The organism is Catenovulum sp. 2E275, from assembly GCF_025515275.1.
Taxonomy (GTDB): Bacteria; Pseudomonadota; Gammaproteobacteria; order Enterobacterales; family Alteromonadaceae; genus Catenovulum.
In genome coordinates, this window is the sequence record NZ_JAOPFU010000025.1 from 22,848 (window position 1) to 35,922 (window position 13,075).

General features: G+C 38.0%; 12 protein-coding genes. 10 read left to right on the forward strand and 2 right to left on the reverse strand.

The annotated features are described in order from the left end of the window. Nucleotides 1-118: 118 nt before the first annotated feature. Nucleotides 119-463, reverse strand: coding sequence for a Grx4 family monothiol glutaredoxin (locus N7931_RS12320; RefSeq protein WP_262794447.1), 345 nt, complete (start codon nucleotides 461-463; stop codon nucleotides 119-121). 328 nt (nucleotides 464-791) lie between these two features. On the opposite strand from N7931_RS12320, the gene sodB reads away from it, so the two are divergent. The 4 genes from sodB to N7931_RS12340 all read left to right on the forward strand — a co-directional run bounded on the left by sodB (nucleotide 792) and on the right by N7931_RS12340 (nucleotide 6,411). Continuing rightward, on the forward strand, nucleotides 792-1,376 hold the full coding sequence (gene sodB / locus N7931_RS12325) for a superoxide dismutase [Fe] (RefSeq protein ID WP_262794449.1): 585 nt from the start codon (nucleotides 792-794) through the stop codon (nucleotides 1,374-1,376). Nucleotides 1,377-1,619: 243 nt separating this feature from the next. Then, nucleotides 1,620-3,542: a PrkA family serine protein kinase gene (locus tag N7931_RS12330; protein WP_262794451.1), complete on the forward strand. Its 1,923-nt coding sequence runs from the start codon at nucleotides 1,620-1,622 to the stop codon at nucleotides 3,540-3,542. A 69-nt stretch (nucleotides 3,543-3,611) separates the two neighbouring features. After that, complete coding sequence (locus N7931_RS12335; protein ID WP_262794453.1) at nucleotides 3,612-4,880, forward strand: YeaH/YhbH family protein; 1,269 nt, start codon at nucleotides 3,612-3,614, stop codon at nucleotides 4,878-4,880. A gap of 10 nt (nucleotides 4,881-4,890) precedes the next feature. Then, nucleotides 4,891-6,411: a SpoVR family protein gene (locus N7931_RS12340; protein WP_262794454.1), complete on the forward strand. Its 1,521-nt coding sequence runs from the start codon at nucleotides 4,891-4,893 to the stop codon at nucleotides 6,409-6,411. Between the two features lie 42 nt (nucleotides 6,412-6,453). Here the strand turns inward: N7931_RS12340 and fadR are convergent, their stop codons facing one another. Next, complete coding sequence (gene fadR, locus N7931_RS12345) at nucleotides 6,454-7,158, reverse strand: fatty acid metabolism transcriptional regulator FadR (RefSeq protein WP_262794456.1); 705 nt, start codon at nucleotides 7,156-7,158, stop codon at nucleotides 6,454-6,456. A gap of 205 nt (nucleotides 7,159-7,363) precedes the next feature. Between fadR and N7931_RS12350 the strand changes: the two genes are divergently transcribed. The 6 genes from N7931_RS12350 (at nucleotide 7,364) to doeA (ending at nucleotide 13,061) form a co-directional block, all read left to right on the forward strand. Then, nucleotides 7,364-8,128: an alpha/beta fold hydrolase gene (locus N7931_RS12350; RefSeq protein WP_262794458.1), complete on the forward strand. Its 765-nt coding sequence runs from the start codon at nucleotides 7,364-7,366 to the stop codon at nucleotides 8,126-8,128. Between the two features lie 71 nt (nucleotides 8,129-8,199). Next, nucleotides 8,200-8,394 carry a DUF2788 domain-containing protein gene (locus N7931_RS12355; protein WP_262794460.1) on the forward strand — a complete coding sequence of 65 codons (195 nt, stop codon included), beginning with the start codon at nucleotides 8,200-8,202 and terminating at the stop codon, nucleotides 8,392-8,394. Between the two features lie 24 nt (nucleotides 8,395-8,418). After that, nucleotides 8,419-8,943, forward strand: a complete 525-nt coding sequence (gene fldA / locus N7931_RS12360; protein WP_262794462.1) for a flavodoxin FldA — start codon at nucleotides 8,419-8,421, stop codon at nucleotides 8,941-8,943. 406 nt (nucleotides 8,944-9,349) lie between these two features. After that, nucleotides 9,350-10,510 (forward strand): N(2)-acetyl-L-2,4-diaminobutanoate deacetylase DoeB2, encoded by a 1,161-nt coding sequence (gene doeB2 / locus N7931_RS12365; protein ID WP_262794464.1) that lies wholly within the window; start codon nucleotides 9,350-9,352, stop codon nucleotides 10,508-10,510. Between the two features lie 59 nt (nucleotides 10,511-10,569). After that, complete coding sequence (gene ectB / locus N7931_RS12370; protein WP_262794466.1) at nucleotides 10,570-11,820, forward strand: diaminobutyrate--2-oxoglutarate transaminase; 1,251 nt, start codon at nucleotides 10,570-10,572, stop codon at nucleotides 11,818-11,820. Continuing rightward, nucleotides 11,817-13,061, forward strand: coding sequence for an ectoine hydrolase (doeA, locus tag N7931_RS12375; RefSeq protein ID WP_262794467.1), 1,245 nt, complete (start codon nucleotides 11,817-11,819; stop codon nucleotides 13,059-13,061). The genes ectB and doeA overlap by 4 nt, the downstream gene beginning before the upstream one ends. Nucleotides 13,062-13,075 lie beyond the last annotated feature (14 nt).

Consider the following 13,075-nt stretch of genomic DNA (forward strand, 5'->3'; position numbering starts at 1 on the left):
AAGTTAATTCACAAAATGAATATTAATATTTTTTATACTCGGCAACAAGGTCAGAGCATAAAAAAAGCCAGTTTAATGAATAAACCGGCTTATATTTCTATCTTAAATTAAAAGATAATTATTCACTGTCTGCATCAGCAGGTTTGTGCTTAGCGGCAGTTTCTTTAACTAAAGTTTGTAATTCACCTTTTTGGAACATTTCCAAAATGATGTCACAACCACCAACGAGTTCGCCTTCAACCCATAATTGAGGAAAAGTTGGCCAGTTGGCAAATTTAGGTAACTCAGCACGAATATCTGGGTTTTGCAAAATATCAACATACGCAAATGGTTCGCCACAGCTCATTAACGCCTGACCTGCCTGTGCAGAAAAACCACAACTAGGTAATTTAGGACTACCTTTCATATAAATTAAAATTGGGTTTTCAGTTATCTGTTGTTTGATTTTGTCTAACGTTTCCATAAAGTACACCTTAAAACATAATATTTAGTGCTATTGTAAATTATTATCTAAACTCACCCAAGCCCCTGTTTCAGAAAAACCTCCAACAAAGGATTAACTTTGTAAAAAATCTTGCTGCATCAACTGAGTTAGCGCTAAATGAATATAAATAATATCGAAAATAACCAATCTGTTTAAGGTTAGGGGTTGAGAATTATCTGTCCCGGCACTATTGTATGGTTGAGCAATCAATTTTAATGCGAAATCCCTCGATTTATCAGGTTTTTTATTTACGATTTCCGTATTAAGATAGAAGTGATTAATACAACTAGCCAACGGAGACAAAAACATGGCATTCGAATTACCAGCATTACCTTATGAAAAAAATGCTTTAGAACCTCATATTTCAGCAGAAACGCTTGAATATCACTATGGCAAACATCATCAAACTTACGTAACTAAATTAAACGGTTTAGTTGAAGGTACTGATTTAGCAAACAAATCTTTAGAAGAGATCGTTAAAACTTCTACTGGTGGTATTTTCAACAATGCAGCTCAAGTTTGGAACCACACTTTTTACTGGAACTGTTTAAGCCCAAATGGCGGTGGTGAACCAACTGGTGCAGTTGCTGATGCAATCAATGCAGCATTTGGCTCATTTGCTGAGTTTAAAGCTCAATTTAATGACAAAGCTGTAAACAACTTTGGCTCTAGCTGGACTTGGTTAGTGAAAAAAGCTGACGGTTCTTTAGATATTGTTAATACATCTAACGCAGCAACGCCATTAACAGATGAAGGTGTTACACCTTTATTAACTGTTGATTTATGGGAACACGCTTATTACATCGATTACCGTAACGTTCGTCCTAACTATTTAGAAGGTTTCTGGGCGTTAGTTAACTGGGAATTTGTTGCTGCTAACTTAGCTAAATAATCTAAGTTTAAAAACAACTTTTCAAAAGCCAGCATAGTTTGTATGCTGGCTTTTTTATACTAAAAAATTGGCTTGTAATTTTTAAAATTTCTAAAAAAATCATTTTATTTCCTTGTAGTTAACTCCTTCCTAGGTCTAAGATTAAAGTAAGCAAAAATTCTCTTTGAGCATGCTGTAACTCGCTTAAAGTTATTCTCTGCTACATTGTTTTCGAATCTGAGCTAGCGCCGCTAGGAGGCCTGTATGGGTATATTTGAGCATTATCAACAAAGATACGAATCTAAACAGGAAGAAGAGTATACAATTCAAGAATTTTTAGAGCTGTGTAAAACAGATAAATCTGTTTTTGCTAACGCAGCAGAGCGTTTACTGATGGCCATTGGTGAACCTCAAATGATAGATACAGCTCAGGAACCAAGGTTAAGTCGCCTGTTTTCAAATCGGGTTATCGCCCGCTACCCTGCTTTTTCAGAATTTTATGGCATGGAAGATGCCATCGAACAAATAGTTTCTTACTTAAAACATGCAGCGCAAGGCTTAGAAGAGAAAAAACAAATTCTTTATTTATTAGGTCCGGTTGGCGGCGGTAAAAGCTCACTGGCTGAAAAAATAAAAAGTTTAGTTGAAGCCTGCCCTATCTATGTTCTAAAAGGTTCACCGGTAAATGATCATCCATTGTGTTTATTTGATATTAATCAGGACGGAAAAATTTTAGAGTCTGAATACAAGATCCCCGGCAGATATTTAAAAACCATTATGTCGCCTTGGGCTCGTAAACGTCTGCATGAATTTAATGGGGATATAACACAATTTAAAGTAGTTAAAGTGTATCCTTCGGTGTTGGATCAGGTGGCTATTGCCAAAACTGAACCCGGTGATGATAACAATCAGGACATTTCTGCGTTGGTTGGTAAAGTAGATATTCGACGGCTTGATGAATATGCTCAGCACGACCCGGATGCTTATAGTTACTCAGGTGCATTATGCCGTGCTAATCAAGGGGTGATGGAATTTGTTGAAATGTTTAAAGCCCCAATTAAAGTATTGCATCCACTATTAACCGCAACTCAAGAGGGCAATTACAACCCAACAGAAGGCATGTCGGCTTTACCTTTTGACGGGATGATTTTAGCCCATTCAAACGAATCGGAATGGCAGGCGTTTAAAAATAATAAAAATAATGAAGCATTTTTAGACCGGGTTTATATTGTTAAAGTGCCTTATTGTTTACGCACCTCAGAAGAAATAAAAATATACAAGAAATTAATTGAAAACAGTGAATTAAATAAAGCTCAGTGCGCCCCGGGCACACTAGAAACTTTGGCTCAGTTTTCAGTTTTATCCCGTTTAAAAACACCTGAAAATTCCAGCATTTATTCAAAAATGCGGGTTTATAACGGCGAAAGTTTAAAAGATACCGATCCAAAAGCAAAATCGTATCAGGAGTATCGTGATTTTGCTGGGGTTGATGAAGGTATGACAGGGCTTTCCACCCGCTTTGCATTTAAAATTTTATCCCGAGTATTTAATTTTGATCATGCAGAAGTTGCAGCTAATCCGGTTCATTTATTTTATGTGCTTGAGCAGCAAATTGAACGTGAACAGTTTTCGTCTGACGTATCAGAGCAGTATTTAGAACATTTAAAAGGATATTTAATTCCTAAATATGTTGAGTTTATTGGTAAAGAAATTCAAACCTCATATTTAGAGTCTTATTCTGAATATGGTCAGAATATTTTTGACCGGTATGTAAGTTATGCTGATTTTTGGATTCAAGATCAGGAATATCGAGATCCCGAAACTGGTCAACTATTTGACCGCGCGGCATTAAATAATGAGCTTGAGAAAATAGAAAAACCTGCTGGTATCAGTAATCCCAAAGATTTCCGCAACGAGATTGTCAATTTTGTATTGCGCGCACGCGCCAATAATGGCGGTAAAAATCCAAGTTGGACAGGTTATGAAAAACTCAAAACAGTCATTGAGAAAAAAATGTTCTCAAATACTGAAGAGCTATTACCTGTGATTTCGTTTAATGCCAAAACCTCGAACGAAGATCAGAAAAAACATGATGATTTTGTCGCCCGAATGATGGAAAAAGGCTATACCAAAAAACAAGTTCGACTGTTGTGTGAATGGTATTTGAGAGTTAGAAAATCGTCTTAAATTGCACCCGCAATCTACAAACCTTGCAAAGGCGCACCATTTTGTGCGCTGGCAAGTTCAGGAGTTGAGATGACGAATTTTATTGATAGACGCTTAAATGCCAAAAATAAAAGTGCGGTTAACCGCCGCCGCTTTTTGCGCCGCTATAACCAACAAATTAAAAAAGCGGTATCGGATGCAATTAATAACCGTAGTGTCACAGATTTAGATTCTGGCGAAAGCATTAGCATTCCAAAACGCGATGTATCCGAACCCACTTTTCATCAAGGCCAAGGAGGTTATCGTGACAGAGTTCATCCGGGTAATGACCAGTTTGCACAAGGTGATAAAATAAAACGTCCCTCGTCTGAGCAAGGTGGCGGCAGTGGTGAAGGTGAAGCCAGCCCTGATGGCGAAGGCGAAGATAATTTTGTATTTCAAATATCTAAAGAAGAATATTTAGATATTTTATTTGAAGATTTAGAGCTACCAAACCTTAAAAAAAATCAAATTGCGCAGGTTACTCAATTTAAAACCGTTAGAGCCGGTTTTAAATCTAATGGTAACCCAAGTAGTATAGATATTGTACGCTCGTTAAAAAACTCATTATCCCGCCGCACTGCACTGGCTGGCAAATATAAAAAACAGCTTAAACAGGCTGAGTCTCAATTAACTGAACAACAAAAAGATCCCATTTTAAATAAAGCTGATATTCAAATTTTAGAAGCAGAAATTGAGGCGCTAAAAAAGCAAATCAGCAAAGTGCCTTTTATCGATGAGTTTGATCTTAGATATAAAAATTACGACAAGCTGCCTTTACCAACAAGCAAAGCCGTTATGTTTTGTTTAATGGATGTTTCCGGTTCAATGGATCAGGCGACTAAAGATATGGCAAAACGTTTTTATATTTTGTTGTATTTATTTTTGACCCGAACTTATAAAAACGTTGAGGTAGTTTATATCCGCCACCATACTCAAGCAAAAGAAGTCGACGAACAAGAATTTTTTTATTCTCAGGAAACTGGCGGGACAATTGTGTCGAGCGCGCTCAAATTAATGGCTGATATAGTTAAAGACCGCTACCCAGAAAGTGAATGGAATATTTATGCTGCACAAGCATCAGACGGTGATAACTGGGCCGATGACTCACCTTTATGTGTAGATATTTTAAATAAACACATTTTACCTCTGATTCGTTATTATGCTTATATCGAAATCACGACCCGAAATCATCAGTCGCTTTGGCATGAATATGAAAAACTGAGCACTGTTCATTCACACTTTGCATTACAACATATCACCCAAGTCTCAGATATTTATCCAGTATTTCGTGAGCTATTTAAAAAGCAGATCAAGTGAGGCTGAGCTTATGACAAGACCAGAAAAACCATTAAGTGACGGGCCAGATTGGAGTTTTGAGTTACTTGAGCAATATCACAGCGAAATTAAACGTGTTGCCGAGTTTTACCGGTTAGATACCTACCCTAATCAAATTGAAATTATTACAGCCGAACAAATGATGGATGCCTATTCTAGTATTGGCATGCCAATTGGTTACTCGCATTGGTCTTATGGTAAAAAGTTTATCCAAACAGAACAAAATTACAAACGAGGCCACATGGGGCTAGCGTATGAAATTGTGATTAATTCCAGCCCGTGTATTTCCTATTTAATGGAAGAAAACACCATAACTATGCAAGCTTTGGTGATGGCTCATGCCTGTTATGGACATAACTCTTTTTTTAAAAATAATTATTTATTCACCACTTGGACGGATGCTGGATCTATTATTGATTATCTGCTATTTGCCAAAAATTATATTGCTCATTGTGAGGAAAAATACGGTATTGAAGAAGTAGAAGCAACTTTAGATTCTTGCCATGCGTTAATGAACTATGGTGTTGATAGATATAAACGTCCGCAAAAAATATCGATTCATGAAGAGCAAAGACGCCAGCAAGAAAGAGCCAAATACCTGCAAACTCAGGTAAATGATTTGTGGCGCACTGTGCCCAAAAAATCTAAGCCAGATGAACAGCAAAAACAGCATTTTCCGAAAGATCCACAAGAGAATATTTTATATTTTATTGAGAAAAACGCGCCCATGCTTGAACCATGGCAACGCGAGTTAGTACGTATTGTGCGTAAAATTTCGCAATATTTTTATCCTCAAAAACAAACGCAAGTGATGAACGAAGGCTGGGCAACTTTTTGGCACTATACGATCTTAAATCATTTATATGATGAGGGCTGGCTAACCGATGCTTTTATGCTTGAGTTTTTAAATAGCCATACAAATGTCATTTATCAACCGCCATACAATAGCCAGTATTATTCAGGTATTAACCCGTATGCGCTTGGTTTTAATATGTTTGTTGATTTAAGACGTATTTGTGAGCATCCAACCGAAGAAGATAAATATTGGTTTCCTGATATTGCTGGTTCAAACTGGCTAGATACTTTACATTTTGCAATGCAAAATTTTAAAGATGAAAGTTTTATCAGCCAGTTTTTATCGCCTAAATTAATACGTGATCTTAAATTATTTGAAATCACAGACGATGATAAAAAAGATTATATTGAAATTAGTGCCATTCATAACGAACAAGGTTATCGAAACATTCGAGAAGCATTATCTCAGCAATATAATTTGAGTAATTTAGAGCCAAATATACAAGTGCAAAATGTGGATATAAATGGCGATCGCTCATTAACGTTACGCTATATTCCACATAACAGAATTCCGCTATCGGCCAATTATGAAGAAGTATTAAAACATCTCTACCGGTTATGGCAGTTTGATGTAAAACTGGAAACAGAAAATGAAGACGGTAGTATCAGCTTAATTGACACTTGCCCCAGCACCCAAAAAACAGTAGCACTGGATTAGTTTAAATTTAGCTAAGCCCTAGTATTCGGTTTGCTAATACAATTAATCCAGTTCTGGTAAATTGTCACTGTATTTATGAAAAATTTCACCTGAGCGAATACCATAGTCTCTTAATAATTCAGGTACTTGCTCAAAGTCTGATTTTGCTGCACAGGCTAAAAACGCCTGATAATGCGCTTTTGCTAAAGTTCTGGCTTCTTGATGAGAAAAGTAATAGCTGCCAAGCTGATCATATAAAGCTTTAAAACCATTTAAAATAAGAGCGTAGATAGAATTATTAGACGCCATAGCTAAAGCGTGATGGAGTTGATAATCAAACTCGCTGTAAGCTTCTCCGGTTTCAGCAAGTTCAGTGTAACCAGCAAGCGCCGCAGCAACTGCCTGCGGGTTATTTTTAACCGCAGCTCTTGCATAAATAATGGCAACATTTGTTCTGGCAGATAATAGATTATCGATAATTTGCTCTGAGTTGTGCTGATCGAGCTTCACCAGTGTAGATAAAATATTTAATCCACACGAGTGCCAAATATCATTCACTTTAGTTGGTTTGCCATGTTGAATTGTTAGCCAACCATCTCTGGCTAATCTTTGCAATACTTCCCTGAGGGTGGTTCTGGTTACCCCAATTACATCGGCCAGCTCCCGCTCTGCCGGTAAAATTGAACCCGCCGGATATTTACCATTCCAAATAGATTCAATTAAATAATTTTCTGCAACCCCTGCTGGACCTTGCGCTTTGGCAAACATATCAACACCTTAAATTAATTATTTTGTTAGTGTAACTTGATAGTAAACTAAAGATTCATTTTTTTGATAAAAAATCACAAATAAATCACACTAATTTTATAGTCAGATAGCCTAACTGGCTAGAATTATCTTTTTCATCTCTCAAATCATGCCAATTAAAATGGTACAATAGACCCACTTAAATTTTTAAATGCTTTGATAATTAATGATTTTAAATTATAGCTTATCCGGTCAGGGGTCTACGGTTGTTTTATTGCATGGTTTACTGGGTAGCCACCAAAACTTAGCTACTGTCGCTAAATGTTTGGCCGAGCATTACACTGTGATTAATTTAGATTTACGAAATCATGGCGCTTCTGGACATGATTCAGAACATAATTATCAATTGATGGCTGAAGATGTTATTGCAACACTGGATGAATTAAAGATAAACCAGTTTGTTTTATTTGGTCACTCTATGGGCGGTAAAACCGCTATGCAAATTGCACTAAGCTATCCAGACAGAGTGCAAAAGCTAATCGTTGAAGATATTGCACCGGTCACTTATCCTGAGCGTCACAAAGCCATTTTTGATGGTTTGCAAGCAATAGATTTAACCAAGCTAAATAATCGCCAACAAGCCGATGCAAGCTTACAACAATATGTAGCAGATATTGGCATAAGACGCTTTTTATTAACCAATTTAAGCCGTTCAGAACAAGGCTGGCAATGGAAAATGAACTTACCGGCCATTGTTGAACAATATTCAAATATTTGTGATTTTACGCCCCCAGAAAACAGCACTTTTTCTAATCCAGTGTTGTTTGTTAAAGGGGGTGACTCTGATTATATTCAAGCTCAACACCAGAGCATAATCAAAGCTTTATTTCCAAATGTGACCGCCAAGATTATTCAAGGGGCGGGCCATTGGATACATGCAGAAAAATCTAAAATATTCAATAAAGTTATCTTAGATTTTATACAAAAATGATTCTCATTCGTGAATTTATGATATAGTTTGCGACCTGAATTTGAGTTTGACGTGAAATATAGGCTTCAAACATGACCTTTGAACAATTTGAAACCCTTAGTTTTTATTTAGGTATCAGTGGCTTATTCCTATTAATTGCATTAGCGATTAAAGATATTTTAAGCCAAGGTGACATTCCTAAATATGGAAAAGTGATGGTATGGCTGGTGCTTTTTTTAGGCTGCGCTGGCTTTTTAGCAAAAGGTCTTATCCAAGTATTTTTTTAAAACATTTTATAGCGAGTTATTATTATGGCAGTAGTGGGCTTATTTTTCGGAAGCGACACAGGTAATACTGAGGCTGTCGCCAAAATGATCCAGAAAGAGCTGGGTAAAGATCTGGTTGACGTTTACGATATAGCAAAATCAAGTAAAGATGATATTGCAAAATACGACTTTTTATTATTCGGCATTCCGACTTGGTATTATGGCGAAGCTCAATGTGATTGGGATGACTTTTTCCCAGATTTAGAAGAGTTAGATTTTACCGACAAAGTAGCAGCCATTTTTGGTTGTGGTGACCAAGAAGATTACGCTGAGTATTTTCTGGATGCTATGGGCATGGTTCGCGATATTATTGAGCGTAAAGGTGCAACTATTGTTGGTCACTGGTCAACTGATGGTTATGAATTTGAAGCCTCTAAAGGTTTAGTTGATGATAATCATTTTGTGGGTTTAGGGATTGATGAAGACAGACAGCCTGAATTAACAGATGATCGTGTAAAAGCTTGGTGTAAGCAGTTAACTGAAGAAATGTATTTATCAGAATTTCAGTAACAGGTAACCGAACAAATAAATAATTAACGGGAACTTAGGTTCCCGTTTTTGTTTTTCTTGTGTGCTACTTGTATGTTTAACTTTATGATTTTTTATTCCGCTTTGTTGCGTTGGAGCGTTTTTATATAAATTTCTAATCTATACTCCCGCCGAATCATTCTAAAAACTTTAATATTTAGACTGGCATAGTTAATCAATTACAACTAAATTGAATTTAGAGGCAAAGTTAAGTCTCATCAAATATCTTTAGGTCATTAACTAAAGTTTCTTATCCAGCGCCGTATTTTAATTTTCGCTGAATCAATGTGAGCAAGTGCTCATTTTTTATACTCTAAAATCTAAACTCAAAACATTAAGCTCAAATTGTTGTCTATAAAATTTAAAGCCAGAGCGAAATGGGAGGGTCATGTCTACCAATTGGCAAGCAATAATAGATTCGGCAATTCAAACACGCCGCTTTTTACATCAGAATCCGGAACTTAGCTGGCAAGAAGTTAATACAGCTCAGTTTATCCGCCAACAATTAGATAAATTAAATATTCGCTGGCGCGAATGTGCTAAAACCGGCACATTGGCTTTTATCAATTTTGATAATTCAGTTCCCGATTCAAAAACGATTGCACTCAGAGGCGATATCGACGCGTTGCCAATTAACGAAAACACCAATACTGAATGGCAGTCAAATAACCAAGGCTGTATGCATGCTTGTGGTCATGATGGCCATTGCGCCACTTTATTAGCCAGTGCACAGTGGCTCAAACAAAATGAAGCAAAACTCTCCAACAGAATTGTTTTGATATTCCAACCCGCTGAAGAAGGCGGCCACGGTGCCCGCGAAATGATTGCTGATGGAGCGCTAGACGGTGTGGATGAAATATATGGCTGGCACAATTGGCCAGCAATCTCATTCGGACAAATGCTCTGCCCTGATAATATCGTGATGTGTGGTAACGGCACGTTCGAAATATTAGTAGAAGGTAAAGGCGGCCATGCTAGCCAACCAGAATTATGTGCTGATCCGGTTTTAGCGGCCAGCGCTATTCATTTAGCTTTACAACAAATTATTAGCCGTAAAATTGCGCCACAGCAAAGTGCTGTAGTTAGTGTGACTTCAATTACTGCTGACAGCAGTGCAACCGTAATTCCGCAAACCGCTCAATTAAGCGGTAGCATCCGTGTCCCAAATGATTCAATAAAAAACCAGATAAATCAGTTGATCGATGAAATTAGTCAACATACTGCAAAGGCTTATGCTTGTCGGGCAAATATTACACATTTTCCCCGCTACAGTGCGACGATAAATCATACTCAGCAAGCACAGAATATGCGTTTTCAATGGCGGCAATTATTTGGCGACAGCAGTTTGGCAAATGTTTCAGCGCCAATAATGGCATCTGAAGATTTTAGCTATTATTTACGTGAAATTCCGGGCGCTTTTGCTTTAATCGGCTCTGATGATGGCAACGGGCATCATATTCCCTGCCACAGCCCAGAATACGATTTTAATGACAAACTCATTGCTAAAGTATGCCAACTCTATGCTAGCTTAGCGGGTTTAACTCAATAAAATTTTTAACCGGTAAATCAAAGATGTAAAACAAACTTTTAATCCAAATGGAGGCTGAAATGAGCATATTTGAACAAAGAGAATCAGATATCAGAGCATATTGTCGGGTTTATCCTGTAGTTTTTAAAACAGCCGATAACGCAAGGCAAACAGATGAAGATGGTAAAGAATATATCGACTTTTTTGCCGGTGCTGGCGTATTAAATTTTGGCCATAACAATCCATACATGAAAAAAGCTGTGATTAATTACATTGAGCAAAATGGTGTCACTCATAGCTTAGATATGCACACCACAGCCAAAAGAGACTTTATTAATAAGTTTGTCAAAACCATTTTAGAACCCAGAAACATGCCCCATAAGTTACAGTTTATGGGGCCTACCGGCACAAATGCCGTTGAAGCAGCCTTAAAAATTGCCCGCAGGGCAACTGGCCGTCAAGAAATTGTAGCTTTTTCGCACGGTTTTCATGGTATGACACTAGGAGCCCTCGCCTGTACGGCAAATCAGTATTTCAGAGGCGCAGCCGGTGTACCACTTAATCATGTGAGCCATCATGTTTTTGATACAAATGATCAAACCAGTTTAGCGCATTTAGAGGAATTAGAAGCGCTTTATGCCGATAGCTCAAGCGGTATCAGCCCACCAGCGGCATTTATGGTTGAAGCAATCCAAGCCGAAGGCGGTGTGAATGTAGCCAGTAAAAACTGGTTACAAGCTTTAGCTAAGCTGGCTAAAAAAACCGGCGCTTTACTCATTATTGATGATATTCAAGTTGGCTGTGGACGCACAGGTTCATTCTTTAGTTTTGATGAAATGGAATTAGATCCCGACATTATTTGTTTGGCTAAAGGCATTGGCGGCATGGGCACCCCAATGGCACTTAATTTAGTTAAACCCGAAGTGGATCAACATTGGTCTCCGGGTGAGCACACAGGTACATTCAGAGGACAAAACCTATCTTTTGTCGCAGGAACAGAAGCACTCAAATACTTTGATAATGATAATTTAATGCAGGCTGTAAAAGCCAAAGCAGAGTTGATTCAGCAAAAAATGCAACAGCTTGCGCAAACTTATCAGCAAGTTGATGTACGTGGCAAAGGCATGATAGTGGGTTTAGATGTGGGTGATGGAACAACCGCCAGAGCTATTGTCGATCATTGTTTTGAGCAAGGATTATTAATCGCATCTTGTGGTACTGGCGGACGAGTGGTTAAATTAATCCCGCCACTCACTATTCCTGAAAAAGATTTATTAGCCGGTTTGGATATTTTAACTCAAGCAACTAAAGCAGCATTGGAGGCAGCATGAGACAAAGAGATGATATGACTTTTGCGTTTGAAGAGTATGAAAAACGGATTAGTGATTTAAGAACCCGCATTGCGCAGCGCAACCTTGATGCGGTTGTGATTAGCGATCCTGAAAATATTATGTATTTAACCGATTATCAGACTACAGGTTATTCATTTTTTCAGGCTTTGGTTGTCCCGCTTGAGGATGAACCTTTTATGATCACCCGAGCAATGGAAGAATCAAATGTAATTGCCCGAACTTGGGTTGAAAAAACAAGACCTTACCCAGACACTGGCGATGCGATTCAAATGCTAGTAGATGCCTTACGTGAATTTGGCTTAGCCAATAAACGCATTGGTTATGAACGCAATAGTTATTTTTTTCCGGCTTATCATCAGGATTGCATTCATACCACCTTAAACGATGGCAAGTTATTAGATTGTTTTGGCATTGTAGAACAAGGCAGAATTAAAAAATCGCCGGCAGAAATTGAATTAATGCGCAAAGCAGCACTGGCTACAGAAGCCGGAATGAAAGCCGGTATTGAAACCGCTCAAGTTGGAGTGACTGAAAATGAAATTGGGGCCGCGATTAGTGCGGCTATGTTTAGTGCAGGCGGAGAACCACCTGCAGTCATGCCTTATGTCACATCAGGCCCACGCAGTATGATAGGTCACGCCACATGGGAAGGCAGAGTTGTTGGCGAAAATGAACATGTATTTTTAGAAGTGGGCGGCTGCTATCGCCGCTACCATACCGCAATGATGCGCACCGTTATTCTGGGCAAATTAACCGATTCAATGTACAAAGCGCAGGAACGAATGAAGCAGGCACTGACCTCCTTACATGCGTATGTTCAGCCCGGCATGACAGTATCTGACGTGGATAATTTAATTCGCAATATTATTACTGAAAATGACGTTGGTGCGCGTTTAATTACCCGCTCCGGTTATTCTATTGGTATCGCTTTTCCACCCAGTTGGGATGAAGGCTATATTATTAGTTTAAAACAAGGCGAATCTGCCATTTTAGAAGAAGGCATGACTTTTCATATTATCCCTTGGATGTGGGGGGTCGATGGTAATAAAACCTGTGGTATTTCAGACACTATTTATATCACAGATAAAGGTTGCGAATCTTTTTTCACTCTGCCGCAAGACTTTACGGTTAAAAATAATGCAAAAAAACCAAAAGCCACTCAAACTGAAAATGAGAAAACGCTAAACAAAAAGCCGACTAAATTAGCTGAAGTTAAATAACCCTAAGGAGATTA

Bases quoted from the DNA above. Each gene is read 5' to 3' on its own strand.
- N7931_RS12320 (WP_262794447.1), bottom strand. From the start codon at position 463: ATGGAAACGTTAGACAAAATCAAACAACAGATAACTGAAAACCCAATT.
- sodB (WP_262794449.1), top strand. From the start codon at position 792: ATGGCATTCGAATTACCAGCATTACCTTATGAAAAAAATGCTTTAGAA.
- N7931_RS12330 (WP_262794451.1), top strand. From the start codon at position 1,620: ATGGGTATATTTGAGCATTATCAACAAAGATACGAATCTAAACAGGAA.
- N7931_RS12335 (WP_262794453.1), top strand. From the start codon at position 3,612: ATGACGAATTTTATTGATAGACGCTTAAATGCCAAAAATAAAAGTGCG.
- N7931_RS12340 (WP_262794454.1), top strand. From the start codon at position 4,891: ATGACAAGACCAGAAAAACCATTAAGTGACGGGCCAGATTGGAGTTTT.
- fadR (WP_262794456.1), bottom strand. From the start codon at position 7,158: ATGTTTGCCAAAGCGCAAGGTCCAGCAGGGGTTGCAGAAAATTATTTA.
- N7931_RS12350 (WP_262794458.1), top strand. From the start codon at position 7,364: ATGATTTTAAATTATAGCTTATCCGGTCAGGGGTCTACGGTTGTTTTA.
- N7931_RS12355 (WP_262794460.1), top strand. From the start codon at position 8,200: ATGACCTTTGAACAATTTGAAACCCTTAGTTTTTATTTAGGTATCAGT.
- fldA (WP_262794462.1), top strand. From the start codon at position 8,419: ATGGCAGTAGTGGGCTTATTTTTCGGAAGCGACACAGGTAATACTGAG.
- doeB2 (WP_262794464.1), top strand. From the start codon at position 9,350: ATGTCTACCAATTGGCAAGCAATAATAGATTCGGCAATTCAAACACGC.
- ectB (WP_262794466.1), top strand. From the start codon at position 10,570: ATGAGCATATTTGAACAAAGAGAATCAGATATCAGAGCATATTGTCGG.
- doeA (WP_262794467.1), top strand. From the start codon at position 11,817: ATGAGACAAAGAGATGATATGACTTTTGCGTTTGAAGAGTATGAAAAA.